The organism is Ruegeria sp. BB5, from assembly GCF_056539405.1.
In genome coordinates, this window is sequence record NZ_JBQFUX010000003.1 from 142609 (window position 1) to 163808 (window position 21200).

A 21200-nucleotide genomic window follows, 5' to 3' on the forward strand; every position below is an offset into this window, starting at 1 on the left:
CTCAATTATCAGCGCGATGAACGGCTTGCCGCGACCACGGAACCAAGTCAAAGTCTGCAGCGGAAACGCCTCGTTGGAATCAAGGTAAGTGTCATGAAGCACGCGGGAAATGTCCTGTTCATCATTATTGATCAGTTGCGGGCAGATTGCCTGAACGGTGCCCTTGCGGATCACGTCGATCTACCGAACATGCGGGCGTTCATGGATGAGGCCGTGACATTTGACCGCCACTTTTCGGTCACCAATCCTTGCGGGCCTTCGCGGGCCTCGATCCTGACTGGGCAGTATGCGATGAATCATCGCTCGGTCCGCAATGGCACACCGCTGCGGCACGACACACCCAATATCGCGACCGAGATGCGTAAGGCCGGTTACCTGCCCATGCTGTTCGGCTATACCGATACCTCGGCCGATCCGCGTGTGCATGACGCAGGTGACCCAGTTCTGAAATCCTATGAGAACCCGATGGCCGGGTTTGATGAAATCGTCGAGATGCGGTTGGAGGAATCCTACCCGTGGCGATCCCACCTGATGCAGAAAGGATACCGCTTTGACGATTACTGGGACGTTCACAAACCGGTGTCACCGACCGGAGATGCACCGCGCCTGAATGATCCGGCCCTGTACCGGGCCGAAGACAGCGACACGGCCTTTCTGACCGACACATTCCTGAACAGTCTTGCCCCGCTCAAGGGCCAGAACTGGTTTGCCCATTTGACCTATATCCGACCACACCCACCGCTGGTTGCCCCGGCACCGTATAATGATATGTACGATCCAGCGTCATTGCCGCTGCCTGCGGGTTGCTCTGAAGCAGCTGAGGAACGGGCGATGCATCCCTTCTTTGGCCCGACGATGGACAAGCAGACGGCGGCGGATTTCGTATTGGGTTTCGATCACGTTGACCCCACGGTCGAGAATATCCAGACGCTGCGCTCGGTCTATCTGGGGCTGGCAACCGAAGTGGATCATCATGTCGGTCGTGTTATCCAGTACCTGAAAGACAGCGGGCAATATGACAATACGCTGCTGGTGATCACCGCCGATCACGGCGAGATGCTGGGTGATCGGCACAGCTGGGGCAAGATGACAGTCTATGACGCGGCCTATCATACGCCGCTGATGATACGGGTGCCGGGTAATGAATCTCAGGCGGGCAAGGTAGTGTCTGCGCCAACCGAGTCGGTCGATATAACCCCGACGATCCTTGAATGGGTTGGTCAGACGGTTCCGAATGCGATGGATGGCCGGTCCTTGTTGCCGCTTTTGCGTGGCGAAGTACCTGAGGATTGGCGCAGCTATTCTTTTAGCGAGCTTGATTTCTCGGAACCCGAAAACCCTACGTTGTGGCAACAGCAATTGGGCACGGGCAACAGCGACTCGTGTTTGGGCATTCTGCGCGACGACCGATTCACTTTGGTCGAATTTGCTGCTGATTTGCCGCCGTTGCTTTTCGATCACGACGGCAAGGGCGAGCTGGAGGATGTTGCAAGCAACCCCGATCATGCGGTGGACCTGGCGCGTTTGGGGCGGCAAATGTTGCGGCATCGGATGCGAAACATGGACCATACGCTGTCGCTGCATTCTATCACGCCGGATGGGGCAAAGTCCAAACCGCGGTACTGATCCAATCTGTCCTATACACCTGTGACGAAACCGGTGCTACGCATGGTTCGCGGAGAGGGCGAATTTGGACATAACTGAACAACAGATAAAGTCGATGACCAGTGCGGGTCTGAACCTGATCGGTCAGGCCCTGTCGATCTACGACAGCCAATTACGGCTCGTGGTCAGCAACCACCGTTTTCAGGATATGTTCGACCTGCCGGAAGAACTTGTGCAGCCCGGAGCGCTGTTCGCCGACACGATCCGCTATTTGGTTGCGCACGGTGAATATGGTGAAGTTACTGATGTCGAGGATGCCGTCGCTAAGCGGGTTCAACAGGCGCTGGCGTTCGAGCCTCATTACATGGAACGTGTGCGCGCCAACGGCTGCGTGATTTCGGTCGAAGGTGCGCCTTTGCCCACAGGCGGTTGGGTATCCGTCTACACCGATATCACCAACACCAAACAGGCCGAGGCCCTGCTGCGTGCCCGGTCCGAGGAACTGTCGGATCAATTGCTGGACCGCGCCGAGGAGCTTTTGGCAGCCAACCGGAAACTCGCGGCGACCAACTCTGCGCTGGAAGAGGCCAAACGTCAGCTGACCGAGATCGAAGCCCGCACACGCATGACGACCGAGATGATGCCGGCCCATATTGCCCATCTGAATCCGGACGGGCGGTATGATTACTCCAACCGGCGGCTCAGCTCGGTCATGCCGGGCCGACCTTCTGAAATTCTGGATATGCACATATCTGACGCGTTGGGTGCTGCGGCCTTTACCCGTGTAGAACCTTACCTGCTCAAAGCCTATGGCGGTGAAACGTCGGTGTTCGAGTTCACAGAGGACCAGGATTCCCGCCGCATCCGCGTGTCGTTTTCACCAGATGGTGAGGGGGGCGTCTATGTGATGTCTGTCGATATTACCGAGGAAACGCAGGCGCGTGTGGCCCTGCAACAGACACGTCGCCGGGCCATGGCGGCGCAGATGACCAGTGGGTTGGCGCATGATTTCTCGAACCTGTTGACCATCATTCTGGGTATGCAGTCCCGGTTGGAAAAGATGGATTTGTCCGAAGCCGCGCGAGAGCTTGTGGCCGCGACCCAGCAAACCGCGCTGAGGGGCGGGCAATTGCTGAACCGGATCGCGGATATGACCGGCAACCGAACATTTCAACCAAAAGCAACCGACATGCGCGGCTTGTTGGAAGATTTACGCATCCTCGCCTCGCCATCCCTGCCGCGAGGCGTCGGCCTGTCGGTAGTCAACACTCTGCCGGATGAGGCGCTGATGCTGGACCCGGGCATGGTGCAGGACGCGTTGTTGAACCTTGTTCTGAACGCGCGCGATGCCTGTGGTGGATTTGGTCAGGTGACGATCAGCGCGCATAAGATCGGAGAGATCTGGATTGAAATTGCGGTCACCGATACCGGACCAGGTTTTTCCGAAGAAGGTTTGGAGAAAGCCCTGAACCCTTTCTTTACGACCAAGGGCAGCAAAGGATCGGGGCTGGGTCTGCCGATGGTCTATGATACTGTAAAACTGGCAGGCGGGGACCTGAACCTGCGCAACACGCCTTCGGGCGCAGCGGTGGCCATGCGTTTGCCCTATCGTCCAGCGCCGCCGGTGCAGGATGGGCTGGTCCTGCTTGTCGAAGACAATGATGATCTGCGCGGGCAGTTCCGCGATATGCTGGTCGATCTTGGATGTTCGGTGATCGAGGCAACCTCGGTCGATGAAGCCCTGGCTTTGACGGCGGATATTGACGATATCGCGCTGGTACTGTCAGACATCCGACTGGAAGGGCAGGGGACAGGTCTTGACCTGTTGGCACAGTTGAAGCCAGGCTTGGCGTGTATTTTGATGACCTCGTTGCCCTATTCTGACCCGCTTCACCGGCAGGCGCTGACACTGGCGCCGGTCCTGAGCAAACCGTTTACGCGGGCACAGCTGTCCGCCCTGATCCGAACCGAGGGCACCTGATGACTCAACCGCTGGTCACCATTGTCGATGATGAACCCGAAATCCGACGTGTTCTGACCGACGCGCTGGAAGAGGCCGGATTCCGCACCCAAAGTTTTGCCCGGGCGCGGGAATTCGAGGCTGCGCTGAAACGTGTGACGCCGGATGTGTGCCTGGTTGATCTGTCCCTACCCGATACGGACGGGTTGGCGTTGGTGCATCGGCTGGCACTGGAACAGGGGGCAGCGGTGATCATCATCTCAGGTCGGGCGCAGGTGCAAGATCGTGTGACCGGGCTAGAGCTTGGGGCGGATGATTACATTACCAAGCCGTTCGACCCGGCCGAGGTTGTGGCCCGCATTCGGGCCAGATTGCGGTCCCCTCGCCAGCAGACCTCGCAGTCGGATGTGGCGATGTTCAATGGTTGGACTGCGTATTTTGACCGCTATGTCCTGATTGATGCCAGTGGCGCAGAGACACCGTTCAGCCATGCGGAGGGGGAAGTTCTGCGATTGTTTTTGGACAGCCCGAAACGCCTGATCAGCCGATCTCAGATGCAAGAGGCACTGGGCGGTGCGGCTGGCGACAGCTTTGACCGGGCAATGGATGTGCGCATCTCTCGGTTGCGCACCAAGCTGGGCGAAGATCCGAAAAACCCGCGCCTGATAAAGACGATCTATGGCGCAGGTTACATTTTTCTGGGGGACGTCGAGTGGCGGTAAAGCGCCTATCAATAGCTGGAAGGCGGTCTTATACTACAGCTCATGTTGTGAATAATTTAGCAAAACCACTTTGTTACACAAAAAATAGGACAAAATCCTAAACCTGATGTCAGCTAGAACACATCGCTTTTATTATCTGCGCACGGGCTATGGATTCTTGGCGCAGTCGCGCATAACTAACACCATCCTGTCCGGGGGTTGCCGGTGCAATGCGGGTTAAGACCATGACGCTGCCGGGTATCGGAACAGCTAAGGGTTTTGGAGAGTAGAATGATCAAAAAAACCTTGGCCAAATGGCAATCCGGTCATATCGGCCGTTTGCTGGGCGAAAGCCTGCGCAGCCAGGGCTGGTTGTATGGGATCGCGATGATGGCCATGGTTGTGGTTGCTGCAACCACTGCCGGTACCGCGTGGATGATGGAAAACATCGTCAACACCATGACCGAGCCTGAGATGCGCTCGCAGGTCTTTCTGGTTGCCGGGGCTGTAATTGCGCTGTTTTTCGGCAAGGCGGCTGCATCTTACGTACAGGCAGTGTTTTTGGCGCGGGCTGGGAACCGCATCATTGCCGTTCAACAAGAACGTCTTTATGCCAAGCTGATCAAGCGCGGTGTGGGCTTTTTCTCCAGAAACGAATCCTCGGGCCTTTTGATGCGCGTGACGCAGGGGGCTCAGGCGGCCAGACGGCTGGTCAACGTCGTTGTCACCAGCTTTGTGCGAGACTTACTGACATTGATCGGTCTGGTGTTCGTAATGGTCTATCAGCAGCCTTTATTGTCCGTGCTGTTCTTTGTTGTGGGTCCGGTTGCATTGGTGAGTGTTCGTTTCCTGCTCAAGCGCGTTCGCTCGATCATGCAATCCGAGATGGCGGCCCTGTCCGAGATCATCAAGGTTCTTCAAGAAACGTCCGGGGGTATTACGATCATCAAGGTCTTTGCTCTCGAAGATCATATGGTCGGACGGATGAATGGGGCGATCAGATCGGTTGAAAAACGGGCGAACTCGATTTCGAAACTGCAATCGGTCGCTAGCCCGTTGATGGAATTTCTGGCGGGCCTGGCCATAGCCGGGGTTCTGGTGATCAGCACCATAGGTATCGCAGGAAGCGGCCCAACCACCGCAGGTCAGCTGATGTCGTTCATCACGGCGCTGTTGATGGCATACGAGCCGGCAAAACGTTTGTCGAAGATGCGCGTTGTCATTGAAACGGCGCTGGTTCCGATCGGCCTGATGTTTGATTTGCTGGACGAAGAAGAGCCCATGCGGGAAAGCCCCGATGCCAAACCGCTGGAATCTGGACCGGGTGAAATTCGGCTTAGGGATCTCAGTTTTGGGTACAAGGGAAACCCCAATGTCATTTCGGATATGAACGTGACATTTGAGGCTGGAAAGACAACGGCTCTTGTTGGTCAGTCCGGTGGCGGAAAATCTACTATATTTGGCCTGATCATGCGTTTTTATGATCCTGATAGCGGAACGGTTGAAATAGACGGGCAGGATCTACAGGGGGCAAGCTTTGCCTCGTTGCGCCAAAAGATCTCGTATGTTGGTCAGGAAACGTTCCTGTTTTCAGCTTCGATTATGGAGAACCTCAGATTTGCGCGTCCCGAGGCCACCGACGAAGAGGTGACTGAAGCCGCGCGGGCCGCCCATGCACATGAATTTATCAGCAAGATGCAATTCGGTTATGACACGCAAGTGGGTGAGAATGGCGCGTTTTTGTCTGGCGGGCAAAAACAGAGGTTGGCCATTGCACGAGCAATTCTGCGAAAGTCTGAAATCTTGTTGCTGGACGAAGCCACCAGTGCCCTTGATGCAGAATCTGAAACCCTTGTGAAAACCGCGCTGGACAAGCTGACCGAGAATGTCACAACGATTGTCATCGCCCACAGGCTGTCTACCGTGTTGGAAGCGGACAAGATCATTGTCATTCAGGACGGTGAGGTTATAGAGGAAGGCAACTTGGAAACTCTGGTCGAGAACGATGGGGTGTTCCGGAAATTGTTTGACAAGCAGTTCAAACAACCGGTGTCCTGACAGCCGCCCATTCTTTAGGATCTGGTCAGTAACGTGGACCTATAACCGGGCTTAGCTCGTTTTGACCTATTCGCGCAGTGCCCTGTCTTTGACTTTGACCACAGGTTGCAGAAGGTATTCCATTACCGTCTTTTTGCCCGACAGAATGTCAACCTCGGCAATCATGCCGGGGATGATTTCAACGGCCAGACCATTGGCATCCAGCATCGAGTTGCTGGTCTCAATTTCTACGACAAAAACTTCTTCGTCATTACGTTCGGACCGCGTGATCGTGTCTGCACCGATGCGCGTGATTTGACCGTTCAAAGCCCCATAACGGGCAAAGTCATAGGCTGTGATCTTGACCTTGACCGGCTGCCCTGAGTGAAGAAAGGCAATGTCCTCTGGCCGCACATAGGCTTCGACAAGCAAGGTGTCGTTCAAGGGCACAATTTCAATCAATTCCTCTCCACTGCGGGCCAATCCTCCAATTGTGCTGCGATGCACCCGGTTCACGATACCCCGAACCGGCGATCGCACCTGTGCTCTATTGGCCCGGTTGCGCAGTGCTGGTAGAATGGGTTGCAACGCCGCAAGCTCTGTGGTCGCCAGCGCCAGATCAGTCAGCGCGGCGCTGCGAAACCGGCTGCGCGTTGCGCGGATGCGGTCGTCTATTTCGTCTAGACCAGTTCTCAGCCTATTGGTCGCGGCCACGGCCCGCGTTCTGCGGCCTTCCCATTCGGCCTCACCACGGCGGAGCGTTAAAAGCGTTGTGGCTGGCTCCATTTTCTTTTCCACCAGTGGCTGCATCATCGCGCGTTCTTCGGCCAGCAACTTAAGCGTCTGATCTGCTGTCACACGATCCACCAGCCCTTCCTCGTATTCCTGTTGGCGTTGCTGGCGCTGCCTTTCAAGAATTGCGATTTCAGCACGTAATTCGGATTGGCGCCCCTGATACAGCGCGGTTTCCGAATGCACGACCTCGGGGGACCCTTTGATCAGGTTCGGCGAAAACCTCAGTTCAGTCCCGTCAATTTCTGCCTGCAAACGTTGGGTGCGCGCCATCAGCCCGAATGCACGCTGTTGTTCCTGGTTTAGCTGACTGTCGATCTGGGTTGTTTCGAACTCCATCAGCAGCGTTCCTTTTTCAACCACTTGCCCTTCCCGAATTTTCAGGGATTGCAATACGCCGGGTTCAGTGGCTTCGATAACCTGAATGTCAGCCGAAGGCACGATCCGACCGTCAACGCGCGTCACGTCGTCCAATACGGTGAGATGCGCCCACAGTCCAAGCACGATGAGACAGGACGTAATCACCAACAAAAGCAGAGATCCACGTAGAGGTGAGCGTCCACGTATTTCACGCGTGAGTGTGGCCAGATCAGGATGCCGCGACATTCAGGTGCCTCCGTGTTTTGCGGACGTGTTGGGCCAGCAAGCTTTTCGGGCCGTCTGCGCCTACGCGCCCGCCTTCGATCACAATGACCCGATCCACCAGCTCCAGAAGGCTGGTGCGATGCGTGACGATGACCATCGTTGTGTCCTGCGTTGCCTGTTTCAGGCGACGGATCACTTCGGCCTCGGTTTTTACATCCATCGCGCTGGTCGGTTCATCCAGCAACAGGACCGGAGGTCGTCCGACCAGTGCCCTGGCCAAAGCAATGGCTTGCCGCTGACCGCCGGACAAACCTTCGCCCCGTTCCGCCAGTTTCAGGTCGTATCCATTGGGGGTATGAGCAATAAAATCTTCGACCCCGGCCACCTTCCCAGCATGGATCAAGTCCTGATCGCGTGGCCTGACGGTGCCGCTGTTTATGTTCTCGCGTACCGTGCCAGAAAACAGCCAGATATCTTGTAGGATCGACCCGACGTTTCGACGCAGATCACCAGGGTCGATCTGCCGGATATCTGCCCCGTCCAGCAGAACCGACCCCGAGCGCGGCTGGTAAAGTCCAAGCAACAGCCGGGCCACAGTACTTTTACCCGAGCCGATTGGCCCCAAAATCGCGACCTTCTCACCCGGTTCAATTGAAAATGACACGCCGGCCAAAGTGTCCTCGGTCTGATCGGGATAGGCGAAGTGAACATCCTTGAAGCAGATCCGACCTTCGAAACCGTTTCGACTTACCCAATTGCGTCCCTGTGGCCTTTCGCTTTCGGCCTGCATCAAGGTATCCAGACTGCGGTAAGCGCTTCGGGCCTGGTTGACGCGGGTCAAGGTTTGGGCAAGCTGTCCCAACGGGGCCAAAGCGCGCCCCGTTAGCATGACCGAGGCAACCAGCGCCCCCATGCTGGCCTGACCGTCGGTGATCAGAAACACGCCATAGAAGACGATCAAAACCTGTGCAGCCTGTTGGGTGAAACCGGTCAGATTCAGGGCAAACTGCGTCACCGTGCGGCTTCGCGCACCGTGTGACGATTGTCGTTCTATCGCATTTTCCCAACGGGTTCGCATTTGCCTGGCCGCTGCGGTAGTTTTGATGGTCTCAAGCCCTGAAACCGTTTCCACCAGAACGGATTGCTTGGATTGCCCGTCTGAAAAGCTTTTCTCTGCCAGGCGTGCCAACACTGGTTGAACGGCAATTCCCGCAAGCAACACAATTGGAACCGCGAGGGCCGGGATAAGCGCCAGCGGTCCACCCACCAGATGGATGACAAAGATGAACAGCGCGATAAACGGCAGATCAACCAGCGCAACCAGCGTGGCCGAAGTAAAGAACTCGCGTAGAGTTTCGAACTCACGAACTGTGCTGGCCATGGCACCAGTCGAGCCTGTACGCGATTTCATTCGGATGTTCAGAACCTGGTCAAACACACGACGCCCCATCAGCATGTCGGCCTTTTGCCCGGCGCGATCAATGAACCCGGCGCGCAACAGCTTTAGGATGAAATCGAAGCCTAGTGCGAGGCCGACGCCAGCGGTCAGCGCAATCAGGGATTCAGTCGCTTCGTTGGGTAGAACGCGGTCATAAACCACCATGATGAAGATCGACGTTGAAAGGCCAAGCAGATTGGCGAGCGCTGCGGCCAGAATAACCTGTGTGTAAGACCATCGGTTTGCGACCATTGCCGACCAGAACCAGTGCCCGGAATATGAGGAATCTCTGTTTGATACTTCGTCGCGATAATTGCGGCGAAACAGAATGGCATATCCGGTGTAAATGTGCCTCAACTTATCTTCTGACGCTTCACCGATACCAGCCCCAAGCTCAGGGTCGAAAATCAAAAGGTGCCCATCGGGCGAACGACCGTGGTAAACAACGGCTTTATTGTCTTGCAACAGCAAAAGCGCTGGTGCCAGTTTGGTGTCGAAATCCCTCAGCTTTCGTTTGCCGTATCCGGCCTGCAAACCAGCCCTTTGTGCCACTTCGATAGCGTCACGGAGGGTAAGTTCCCCGGTCGTTCCTGATTGCGCGGCATACAAAGTGGCGCTTGTCATCGGCCGATCCAGTTGAGCCGCGACGTGCAACAGGCATTTTTCCAAAGGCGCAAGCTCGGGGTCTCGTGAAATTGGCAGCAGTTGTGTCATAGACCCTCACCCCACTTGGCCGATGAAATCCCCAGAAGGTCCAGAATGTCACCAGTGAGGCTGAGCGCGGCATAGTTGGTCAGGAAGAAATTCTGCTCAGCCAGGATCAATCTTTCCTGAGCGTTCACATAATCTCGTTGCGCGTCCAGGATTTCGATCAGACTACGCCGTCCTACTGTGAATTGCTCGCGTGCTGCTGAGACACTGTCGGCGTTGGCCTGCACTGCGATGCGGGCGGCCTGCAGCCGCACTGCGCCAGCTTGCTGATCCGAGCGAACAAATTCCAATTCTCGCCGTATGTCTCGGATTACGGATTCTCGTGTGAATTCAGCCTCTTTGACCTGTGCCTTTGCCGCCGCAATTGCAGCGCGGCGCTGTCCTGTGCTGTCGATCTCGAAATTGAATGACAGGTCGACGCCGAAATTCGCGTCATTGCTATCATCCCGATCAGCAAAGGCTGCAACCTGAACGCCAGGCTGGCGCCGGGATTGAGCAGCAGCCTGCTCGGCCTTTGCGGATAGCAGCGCTGCATCCGCCCGCCGAACCTGTGGGCTGTCCATCACGATCTGAGCATCAGTTCTCGACAGTTTTGGGGCCGCAACCGGAGGGGGCAATACCCCGGGGGCAGAGCCGAAAAATTCGCGAAACTGAGCATCCGCACGATCTAGTCTGGCCTCAGCATCCGCCAATCTTGTCTGCGCGTCCGCCATGCGAGAGCGGGCCGCCAGAACATCCGCATTTGAACCTACACCCTGCGCGGTTCGCTCGGCTATTTGGCGAAGCATTTCTTCGTGAGCCGACACGTTCTGTTCCGATATGCCCAGGATTTTTCGCCTATCAAGAACCACAACATAGGCCTCGATTGCCGAAAGCGCGATTGCCGCTGCGGTTTGCAACTGGTCGCCCCGGCTTTGAAGCACGCGGGCTTTTGCGGCAGCCAGGTCATTCGAGGCCGCGCCGCCGTCATAGACTAGCTGCGAAATTCGCAAATAGGGGGTAACGTCAGCAATATTCGCTTCAATGCGCTCGGATCGTGCGTTTACGCCGATGGACACTTGCGGCAAGAACGCCCCTTTGGCGGCGTCCTCATTGGCAGCAGCGACTTCAAGTCGAGTTGCGCTCTGCGCCAAGTTGGGGTTGGATTCGACAGCGACCCGAACCTTTTGACCAAATGCACTTTGCGCAAGCCGCGGTGAAGGAGCGTTCGCGCCCGCGCCCACTGAGCCGCGGGAAAGCGACATTTCAACCCCCGTCAGATCGGGTGCGGGCGTGCAAGCCGAAGACAACGTGGCGAGACAGATTAAAGCTACAAATTTTACTCTGCGATCATGTATTGGCATAGGTGTTTCACACCCCATTGGTTCCAAGAAAGTCGTCATTCTGAGCGTTGGCCATGGCATAGAGGAAACCGGAAATATCTGAATTTTCCGTGTATTTTTCTTGCGGGTTTTGCTGTGCAAGCTGTTGATGAGCCCGGGATAACCACCCGCAATGTGACAGTGAAATCTGATGCGCGTGGATTAAGAAAAGAGCACCCGAATCGACCAGTTTCAGCTTTTCAACCTGCGACAAAGTCTTGAGCCGCTGGACTGACACCCCAAACTTGTCGGGCGGCAGCGGTATCCCATCATGTGACGCAATTGGTTCGAACAACCTAAGACTATTGATGATCTGACACAGGGCCAGGGTTGCCTCACAGGCCGCAGCGCGGGCTTGAAGAAAGATTTTCACCTCACGCAAGGCAGGTGAAACGGCTCCGGTATTGTCAAAAAATGCTTCGTCCTTTGGGTCTTCGCTTAGCAACCCAGAGGATTCATCCACATTTAATTGAAACAGAGGTGCCTGATCTGCCTTTTTGCGACCGGTGGGTGCGGCCTGAAAAGGATAGCAACGTAAAGCTGAGGGCACATAGGCGGCAAGCCACCGGCCCGCCTGCGATACAAATGGGGTAGGCCTATCTTTGAGAACGGACAATATACCGGTTGGCTCATAACCTCTGGCTGTTTTCTTGAACAAAATGGGAAAAGTGGCGGCCGCTTGTTGAGCTTCTTGAAAGACAATTGCGCATTCAGCGCGATTGGCCGCGAATTGGTAAGACATGAAACGTGTCCAGTAACGCCGCCCATGCCGGGAAAAGGTGACTGGAACCAGGCCATTTTGCGCCATTTTTACCCCGTGATTTGAATGACTGCCGCCAGAAACGGCGGCAGCCGAATTTCTGATCAGGCTGTGGCCCCGGTGGGGTCGGTGTGCAGGATGTTGTCCGCACTCAAACCGCTTAGGTCATCCAATCCGGAGAATTGCGCCACGGTTTCAACCGTTGCAGAGTTCGGGGCGGTATAGTCGACTTTGACCAGCACACTGTCGGTCCCATCCGTCGCCATCACGTATATCTCGTCGCCAGTTTGAATCCCTGTCAGGCTTTCAACTGCAGTTTCGATCGTGTTCTCAGACAGGTCGCCCAATACCGTAGTCAGACCGACTACCCCGGTATCTGCGCCGATGGCGTCACCGACGGCCAGTGTCTCGACATCGGTGCCATCTCCGCGAAGTGTTCCGAAGCTTAGGCCGCTGAACATCACGGCATCAGACACTTCGGCCGCGGTGCCAATTGTAAAGCCTGTCACTGTATCGACGCCGTTTGCGGCTGGATCAGCTTCGAAGATGATGACGTCGCGCCCAGCGTCCGAAACGTCAATCGCATCATCACCGTCTTGACCACGGATAAAATTATCCACATCAGAGGCTACTAATGTGTCGTCACCGCTGGTGCCAATCTGGTAGACGCTTGGACCGCCATCCGGGGTCGTGATCGTCAACTCGATGGGCTGATTTGGGTCAACAACGGTCATCTCGAATGTAACCAGAGGCTGGTTCAGATCCGTGAAGGTGGTTGCTGCACCGGCAAAGCGGATCACGTTCCCTCCGATCGGGTTGGACACGAAGAAATCGAATGCCCCGTTGCCCACATCCGACCCAGTGTCGAAGGTTACGACGGATGGGTCAAAGCCCAGCTCTGCCGTCATGGCAAGACCGCTTGAGATATCCCGATCCGCATCTGCGTAGATCTCGAATGTCACGGTGTTTCCACTGATTCCGGCCTGTGTGATGACATAGGCGGCTGGTTCATGGGCCGTATTGTCATCGTTTGCGGTCAGGGGGTCCGGACCGCCGGTAACAGTTGCGTCGGCGGCGAAATCAAGGTCGTCACCTGCGTTAATCCCCGAGAAATCCGAGGCAGGAACAGCCAGAGACCAGCTTCCATCTGCGGCGACCGTTGCAGAACCGATGGAGCTGCCGTTCAGGGTGACGTCTACCGCCTGACCTGCACTTAGTCCGACAGATGTGCCCGATACGGTTACACCTGACGCCTGCGCGTCGGCCAACGACACAGCGCCGTTTGAACCGACAGGGTTTATGGTCAATACGGGCCGAAGGTCAGTGGTCAATGTGATGGTCGCCGAGGTGGCCGGGTTTCCGGCCTGATCGGCTACACTGGCTGAGATCGGATAGCCCGTACTGTCTGCAAGGGCCGCCAGATCAACGGAAGGGACGGTTGCGGACCAGGAACCACCCGACGCGGTGCCGGTATATGTTTGGCCATTCAGGCTGACGGAGACGGTTTGCCCATCCTCGGCACTGGTTGTGCCCGAGATCGTGAGGTCGCTGCCCTGCTCGGTCACGTCCAATTCGGTTCCAATCGGCAAGGGGTCGAGAGTCACACTCGGAGCAGTGAAATCGGTGGCAAAGCTTGTGGTGTCCTGCGCGCTGTTGCCTGCCGCGTCTGTTACCGAAGCATCGACATCATATGATACGCCATCCTGCAATGCGCTAAGATCTGCAGCCGAGGCTGTATAGCTCCAACTGCCGCTATTGACCGTAGCGGTGCCCGTGACATCCACGGTTCCGTCGGGTCGGGCGATTTCGACCGTGACAACCGTGCCGTCTGCGGCGTCAGAGGTACCGCTGACAGTCAGGTCTGTGCCTTGTTCCACGGCATTCATGACGGCGCCATCCGACAGGCCTGTGACGCTGATCGAAGGGGCGGTAAAGTCTGTATCAATGCTGTTGCTGGCCTGGATCGCCGGATTTCCCGCCGTGTCGGACACGTCTGCCGTGACCGGAATGGTGACACCGTCAGACAAGGCGGCAAGATCCGCCGCAGGAACAGTGACAGACCATGCGCCACCCGAGGCCGCCCCGGTATAGGTTTGACCGTTCATCGAAACCGTCACGAGTTGCCCATCTTCGGCCGTGGTCGAACCGGTGATGGTCAAGTCTGTTCCCTGCTCGGTTGCGTTCAGAACAGCGCCATCCGAAAAACTGTCAATGGACAGGGTCGGGGCGGTTGCATCTTTGGCAAGAGGAACACTGGCTTGAGGTGCTGCCAGCCCATCGGTATCGGAAACGTCAGCAGTCACCGCAAAGCTTCCTCCGTCAGCCAGGGATGCCAGGTCAGCGGCCGGAACTGTCACGCTCCAACTCCCGCCCGAGACCGTGTCTGTATAGGTTTGGCCGTTCAAGGTAACGGTGACCTGCTGGCCGTCTTCAACATTGGCCGTCGATCCCGAGATTGTCAGATCGGACCCAAGCTCCACCGCGTTGAGAACCCCGCCAACGGATAGCGGAGAAACGGAGATAGACGGGCCCGTCAAATCAACAGGAACAGAAGCCGAAGCCGGGACCGAAATGTTGCCGGCGGCATCGCTGACCGTGACATTGACGGTTGCCGGAACACCCGTCGATAGCCCGGTCAGATCGGCGCTTGGGACTGTTACGCTCCATGCGCCACCCGTGGCCGTGGTTGAATATGTTTGACCGTCAAATGTGACGGAAACCGTCTGACCGTCGACAGCTGTGGTTGACCCTGTCAGGGTCAGGTCGGCGCTGACATCGATCAATTCGATAGACCCGCCGGCAACAGGGTCCAGAGTAATCGTCGGAGCGGTAAAGTCTGTATCAAAGCTGGCATCGGCTTGTGTTGCCGAGTTACCTGCCTGATCGTTGACATCTGCGGTGACCGCAATCGTGGCACCGTCCGGCAGGGTCGCCAGATTGGCGGCAGGGACCGATACGCTCCATTGTCCGCCAGCAACAGTACCGGTGAAGGGTTGTCCGTTGATCGTGACGACTACGGTTTGCCCATCCTGGGCGTTCGTTGTCCCGACTACGTTGAGATCAGTGGTCTGTTCCGAGGCATTCATCACCGCCCCGTCCGAAAACCCTGTAATGGTCAGGGTCGGTGGGATGGTATCCACGGCAAATGTCACTGTTTCTGCTGACAATTCCGCGCCCTCGGCGTCGAGATTGCGGACCGTTACGGTTTGCACGCCCTGTGGCAAGGTTGCGGCCTCGGCAGGAGTCAGCGAAAGGCTCCAGCTTCCGTCATCTTCGGGGGTTACGGTTTTGGTGAGCGATCCGATTGTCACTTCGACAGTTTCAGTACCCTCTGGTGCAGTCAGTCCAGTGCGTGCCGTGCTTAGCATGTCGCCCTGCGAACCTGCCAAGTTGAGAACCGGATAGCTGGGTGTCGGTGCAGGCGCTGGTGCGGGTGACGGCGCGGTATCGTCGTCTCCGCCACCGCCGCCGCCACCCCCGGCAGCCGCTGCAGCACCCGCCAAACCAAGACCACCCAGCGCTGCGGTTGCGCCGCTAAGACCTCCTGCCGCTGCGGCGCCTCCGGCCTCTGCCAGGCTGAACTGGGCAATTTCGGACACGGCGTCTTCGGCGATCATGATTGCACCACTATCCAGCACCTGTACGTTTTCGGCGGCGACAACCATCTTGCGACCATCGGCCAATTTCAAAAGAACGTCGCCATTGTCCAACAGCTTGACGGATCTTACGCCAGGAATCGTTTCCGCGAATTGGAACGCATAAAGCTCTTCGATTGTGGCCTGCGCCAGGGCGGGCAGCGCGAGGATCGTTGACCCGAGCCCGCCAACAATGCCACGTCCGGCCCAACGGCGCATCTTGCCGTCAATCCACTGGCGGATGTGTCGCTTGCGTTCGGTATCAGGCTGAGCATCGGCCGGGTTGATCTTGGATTCAGGTTCTTTGGTCATCTTGCCCTCACATGTGGTTTCCGCATCCGCTCGAAGGATCCAGGTTTTGTTCATCTGTCTTTCTCTTCGGTGACTCATGCGGTCGGACCAGAAAAAATTGAGTTAAACTGAAGCCGAACTCCTCGTTTTCTCCACATTCCAGCTTTGGTTTCGGACTGGGCATCGGATCATCCTGTAATCGGTGCCAGGTGTGGCGTGGGGTGATTGGATATGATGCTTCAGTTCGAAGGAGTGGTTGCAACGGGGAGCGCAGCGCTCGATTCAGGTATCGGCCATACGGCTTTAAAAACGCTTAATGACGTCACTTACCTGTACAGCGTGACCGGTCCGGGCGGCGGTATCGCGGTTTGGAAGCTGGTCGAAGGTGCGCTGCCGCAATTGCAAGACACCGAATATTTCAGTGGAACGATCACGTTTCAGGTTGGCGATATCGGTATGCCTGTAACGCTGGCCGGAGACGATCAGCTTGTTCTGGATGTAAGTACGGCGACTGGATTGATCGGGTATGACCTGAACCCAGATGGAACCGTAGGCCCGCTTCAGGAAACGGGGACACTGACCGGCGGCGGAGATATCTCGGCCCTAGTGCAGTTCGGCGATATCCTGACCATCGCGCACGAAACGACAGGGCAGATTGCAACCTATACCGTGAACGGGGACGGCACATTGAGCCTGTCGGCGTCGATCGCGGGGCAGGCTGATTCGATGCAAATTCTGCAAGCCGGGGCGGATCATTTCGTGATTGCAGCCGACGCGACCACCGGCACGATCAGCACCTACAATGTCGATCAAAACACCGGTGCGCTGACAGTGGTCGACAACAGCGACGCGCTAGCGACTTTAGGGATTGCTTCACCGACGGCGGTCGAAGTGGTGCAAGCCTATGGCCAATCCTGGGTCATTGAGGCAGGGGCAGGCAGCAACTCGCTGAGCGTTATGGAGTTAGCGGGTGACGGGCGATTGATCCCCACGGATCATGTTTTGGATTCCTTGCATACACGGTTCGAAACGGTTCAGGATTTGGCCGTGATCAAGGCTGACGGGCATGTGTTTGTTGTTGCTGGTGGCGGCGATGATGGCGTTTCCCTTTTCACGCTGACACCTGGCGGGCAATTGGTGCATCAGAACAGCTTTGCCGACACTATTCACAGCGGGTTGCAGAATGTCGAAACATTGAGTGTTGCCCATGTCGGGGACGAGCTTCAGATTCTTGTCGGCGCGCAACAGGATGAAGGCTTGACGCAACTCAGCGTTTCGATTGCGGATTTGGGCATCGTGCGCGATGGCTTTGGTACGGTGACGGGAACTGCGCAGAATGACTTGCTCAGCGGCAGTATCCTCGAAACAACCCTGATGGGTGGCGCAGGTGACGACATTCTGATCGCAGGTATCGGCGCAACAACCATGCATGGGGGTGCCGGCGCGGATATCTTTGTTATGCAATACGGAAGTGACCCCACAACAATTAACGGTTTTCAGGCCGGAACCGACCGGTTGGATTTATTCGACTATCCGCTGCTGCGCACTCCAGGGCAACTGATGTTCACAGCCACGGCGCAGGGGGCGCAGATTGAATTTCTCGATGAGGTCATTGTGATCAACTCTTCAACCGGAGGGCCCCTGACCATCGCCGAAGTCTTTGGTGCGGGCTTTGGCGGGCCGGATCATATCCCTGTCGATTTTGGCGATTTTGGTGGGTTGGATCCTGGCAGCTCGGATGGGGTGCAGGGCACTGTGACTGTCAACTCCGAAACCGCGAATCCTGGCCTGTCGGACGCTGAGATTCGATTTACACCGGATGGCGGCGGAACCATCAGCGTCAGGGCGGATGACGAGGGGCGGTTCGATCTGGATTTGCCGTCAGGCACATTCGAGGGGGAGTTGGATATCATCAAGACCTATTCGACGGCCAGCTATGAGATCACAGCGTTGGATGCGTTGCAGGTCTTGCGCATGTCGGTCGGGTTGGACCCGACCTGGGGTCCGGCCACGCCCGAGAACTTGATCGCGGCCGATATTACACAGGACGGAATGGTCAATGCGTTGGATGCGCTGGCTATTTTGCAAATTGCCGTAGGTCTGCCCACCGCGCATGAAGCGGAATGGGTTTTCCTTGATGATGACGCAGACCTGTCCGGGATTACCGAGATCAATGTCAGTTATGAAACCGGTGTCGATGTCACTGTGGTCGACAATGTGATTAGCACCGATATGACTTCGATCCTTCTGGGCAACCTCGAACCGGTCTGAAACCGCAGCCCATTATTCACGGAAAGCCCGGTTGAAATAGTCGGCCATGGGTTTGACCATATAGGACAAAGGGGTTCTTTCGTCGGTCTTGATCATGGTTTCCACCGGCATGCCCGGCAAAAGGGCCTGCCCGTTCAGCCGTTCGATCTGATTGTCTTCGGGGGCGACTTCGGCGCGGTAGAATGTCTGACCAGTTGCATCATCAGTGAATGTATCCGCCGAGATGGTGACTACCCGCCCGTCAATCTCAGGCGTCTCACGTTGATTAAATGCGGGGAACCGTAACGCCACTGGTTGCCCAATATGCAATTGATCTACGTGGATGGCATCAACGCGCGCTGCCACCAGCAAGGGCGTGTCTTGGGGTACAACATACATCATCGGCTCGGCGGGTTGGATCACCGATTGCAGGGCGAAAACCTGACTGCCATAGACCGTACCCGCAACGGGTGCGCGAATGTCCAATCTCGACAGCCGTTCTTCCAGAGAGAGACGACGCTCAGCCAATTCAGCGATCTGCGTCTGAACGTCCCGCAGTTCGGTAATAGCCTCCTCTCGCCGCGTGGCCGTCAATTCGACAATCTCAATCTCGGTTGCTGATATCTGACCTTTCAAGCGAGCCACAGCAGCTTCAAGCCGACCAATTTCGCCCGTCAGGCTGGCCTCTTCCCGCTGCAAGGCGGACACTCGGCTGGCCTGAGTCAAACCACGTTGTAACAGGTCTTGTTGGTCCTTCAGCTCGTTTTGAATCAATTCCACCTGACGACGCAAGGACACTAGCTGTGCCTCGGTTCCTTCGATTTCACTGTCGATCTGAACCCGCTGTTTGCCCAATTGTTGGGTCTGTTGGTCCAGTGTTTCCAGACGGGCCTCGAACAGGCGTTGCTGCCCGGCAATCAGTTCAGCATCTATATCGTCCTGCTTTTGAATCTCTTCAAGCAGAGCTGCCAAGGCTGGGGCATCCCCACTGTCGCGTTCTGCCACCAATCGGGCTCTACGCGCCAACAGTTCGAAAAGCTGAGATTCAACGATGGTTCTCTCCGAAGACAAAAATGTATCATCTAAACGGACCAGCATATCTCCGTCAGCGACTTCGTCACCGTCTCGCACGAAAATTTCGCCCACAACGCCACCATCAGGATGTTCCACTACCTGTCGGCTACTTTGAACCTCGATGGTTCCTTGCGATATGATCGCCCCGGCCAGTCGGGTTTGCACGGACCAGATGCCAAGCCCGCCAACCAAAATCAGCAAGGCCACAAAACCGACCAAGGCTGGTATCGTGATGTGCCACACCGGGCGCGTGTCTTTACCCGTCTTATCCTGCATCTTTTTTCACCTGACTGAGGCCGCGTTTGATGGCGCCAGCGTTTTGTACCATTGCACCCAGCACCTCATCCCGAGTGCCGGATTTCACAACTTGCCCGTTTTCGACAACGGCCAGATCGTCACATTCCGAAATTGCCTGAGGACGGTGGGTCATGATGATGGTTGATTTTCCGGCCTCTTTCAGACCTCGAACAGCGGCGTTCAGCGCCTCGGTCCCATCGGCATCCAGGGCCGAGTTCGGCTCATCCAGAATCAACAGAACCGGGTTGCCGTAAAGGGCGCGGGCCAGTGCGATACGTTGCTTTTGCCCGCCCGACAATTGGCTGTCATTGCCTTCCAGAAATGTGTCATATCCTTTGCTCAATGACAGGATCAGATCATGCGCGTTGGCCATTTTTGCTGCGGCTACAACCGCGTCAGGGTCGGGATTTTCCGACATGCGGGCAATGTTTTCAGCCACGGATCCGTTGAACAGAGTAACTTCCTGCGGCAGGTAACCAATATGCTGACCCAGATCGTCGGGATCATATTGATCCAGTGTTGCACCACCCAACCGTATTTCCCCGGCGGCAGGTTGCCACAGGCCCAACAGGGCTTTGGCCAGCGTCGACTTTCCCGAGCCGCTTTTACCGATGACGCCAAGCGCTTTACCTGGTTCTAGCCGCAAAGCGACATTGCGCAGCGTCGGCTTGTCCGCACCCGGAGGAATGACAGTTAGGCTTTTTGCGGTCAGCCGCGCCTCGGGTACAGGCAGTTTGGTGCGAGGTTTTTCAGGTGGGGTCGCATCCAGAAACCGGTTAAGCGAACTCCAGGCCGTGCGGGCCCGTTCAACCATACCCCATTGGCCAACCGCCTGCTCAACGGGTGCCAGCGCCCGCCCCAACAAGATAGAGCCGGCAATCATCGCCCCTGGCGTCAGTTCGTTGCGCAGCACCAGCCAAGCGCCAAGCGCCAGCATGGCTGATTGCAAAAACAACCGCAGTGATTTGGTCAGCGAGGTAAAGCTGCCTGTCCAGTCACTGGCGGCAATGGTCTGACGCAGGGCATTGGTGCGCTGCCGCTGCCAGCGTTGGGTTATGTCCTCTTGCATGCCTTGCGATCGCACCACTTCGGCCGCTTGTCTTGCGTGTTCGGAAAACGCGTTGGCCTGGGCCGACGCCCTTTGTGCCGAAGCCACCTTGCTGTGGGTTAGCCACTGGTTCAACAAGGCGATCAGGATAAGCAAACTCCCGCCCGCCACGGCCAACCAGCCTAGCAACGGGTGAAACAAGAAGATTGCTGCCAGAAATACTGGTGTCCACGGAATATCCATCACCGCCAAAAGAACGGGCGAGGCACACAGGTTCTGAATCGACTCAAGATCGCGCAATGCCGTGGCCGGAGCGGATCGTGCTTGTGGAAAAAGTGATCGGCGCAGGGTGGCGTCGAACACACGTTCATCCAGTTCAGACTGGAACCGGGCACCGAATCTGGCCACGATTCTGCCGCGGGCAAAATCCAGCATCGCCATAAGGCCATAAAGAAGAGCTACTAGCAAAAACAGGGCTGTCAGCGTCTCCACTGCGCGCGAGCCCAGGACCCGATCGTAAACCTGCAGCATGAACAAAGGCCCGGTCAGCATCAGAAGGTTCACGAAGATGCTGAACAGAAACGCCAGGGCCAGAAACGTAATGCCCCGATTGCGCACATTTCGCAACTCATGGCGAGGCGGCAGTGTCATGCGG

The 21200-nt window shown here is 56.6% G+C and carries 12 protein-coding genes; 5 read left to right on the plus strand and 7 right to left on the minus strand.

The genetic code is table 11. The annotated features are described in order from the left end of the window. Window positions 1-93: 93 nt before the first annotated feature. The 4 genes from ACR0DL_RS10505 (at window position 94) to ACR0DL_RS10520 (ending at window position 6324) form a co-directional block, all read left to right on the plus strand. Window positions 94-1626, plus strand: a complete 1533-nt coding sequence (locus ACR0DL_RS10505; protein WP_480689000.1) for a sulfatase-like hydrolase/transferase — start codon at window positions 94-96, stop codon at window positions 1624-1626. Between the two features lie 64 nt (window positions 1627-1690). Further along, window positions 1691-3586, plus strand: a complete 1896-nt coding sequence (locus ACR0DL_RS10510; RefSeq protein WP_480689002.1) for a hybrid sensor histidine kinase/response regulator — start codon at window positions 1691-1693, stop codon at window positions 3584-3586. Continuing rightward, the gene (locus ACR0DL_RS10515; protein ID WP_170350002.1) at window positions 3586-4287 is read left to right on the plus strand and encodes a response regulator transcription factor; all 702 of its coding nucleotides are present in this window, start codon (window positions 3586-3588) and stop codon (window positions 4285-4287) included. Before ACR0DL_RS10510 ends, ACR0DL_RS10515 begins: the two co-directional genes overlap by 1 nt. A 270-nt stretch (window positions 4288-4557) precedes the next feature. Continuing rightward, the gene (locus ACR0DL_RS10520; RefSeq protein ID WP_170376926.1) at window positions 4558-6324 is read left to right on the plus strand and encodes an ABC transporter ATP-binding protein; all 1767 of its coding nucleotides are present in this window, start codon (window positions 4558-4560) and stop codon (window positions 6322-6324) included. Between the two features lie 66 nt (window positions 6325-6390). Here the strand turns inward: ACR0DL_RS10520 and ACR0DL_RS10525 are convergent, their stop codons facing one another. From ACR0DL_RS10525 to ACR0DL_RS10545, 5 genes are all read right to left on the minus strand, one after another. After that, a complete protein-coding gene (locus ACR0DL_RS10525; protein ID WP_480689004.1) occupies window positions 6391-7701 on the minus strand; it encodes an HlyD family type I secretion periplasmic adaptor subunit in 1311 nt (436 codons plus the stop codon). Further along, window positions 7685-9832, minus strand: a complete 2148-nt coding sequence (locus ACR0DL_RS10530; RefSeq protein ID WP_480689006.1) for a type I secretion system permease/ATPase — start codon at window positions 9830-9832, stop codon at window positions 7685-7687. Before ACR0DL_RS10530 ends, ACR0DL_RS10525 begins: the two co-directional genes overlap by 17 nt. Further along, window positions 9829-11073, minus strand: a complete 1245-nt coding sequence (locus tag ACR0DL_RS10535; protein WP_480689008.1) for a TolC family protein — start codon at window positions 11071-11073, stop codon at window positions 9829-9831. Before ACR0DL_RS10535 ends, ACR0DL_RS10530 begins: the two co-directional genes overlap by 4 nt. Before the next feature lie 106 nt (window positions 11074-11179). Next, window positions 11180-11998, minus strand: coding sequence for a SapC family protein (locus tag ACR0DL_RS10540; RefSeq protein WP_170376918.1), 819 nt, complete (start codon window positions 11996-11998; stop codon window positions 11180-11182). 56 nt (window positions 11999-12054) lie between these two features. Beyond that, complete coding sequence (locus ACR0DL_RS10545; protein ID WP_480689010.1) at window positions 12055-15951, minus strand: beta strand repeat-containing protein; 3897 nt, start codon at window positions 15949-15951, stop codon at window positions 12055-12057. Between the two features lie 156 nt (window positions 15952-16107). On the opposite strand from ACR0DL_RS10545, the gene ACR0DL_RS10550 reads away from it, so the two are divergent. Further along, entirely contained in the window at window positions 16108-18147 is a 2040-nt protein-coding gene (locus ACR0DL_RS10550) for a beta-propeller fold lactonase family protein (RefSeq protein ID WP_480689012.1), read from the plus strand. 12 nt (window positions 18148-18159) lie between these two features. Here ACR0DL_RS10550 and ACR0DL_RS10555 read toward each other — a convergent pair whose 3' ends face one another. Both ACR0DL_RS10555 and ACR0DL_RS10560 read right to left on the minus strand, forming a co-directional pair. Further along, entirely contained in the window at window positions 18160-19476 is a 1317-nt protein-coding gene (locus ACR0DL_RS10555) for an HlyD family type I secretion periplasmic adaptor subunit (RefSeq protein ID WP_480689014.1), read from the minus strand. After that, window positions 19466-21196: a type I secretion system permease/ATPase gene (locus ACR0DL_RS10560; protein WP_170350011.1), complete on the minus strand. Its 1731-nt coding sequence runs from the start codon at window positions 21194-21196 to the stop codon at window positions 19466-19468. Before ACR0DL_RS10560 ends, ACR0DL_RS10555 begins: the two co-directional genes overlap by 11 nt. Window positions 21197-21200 lie beyond the last annotated feature (4 nt).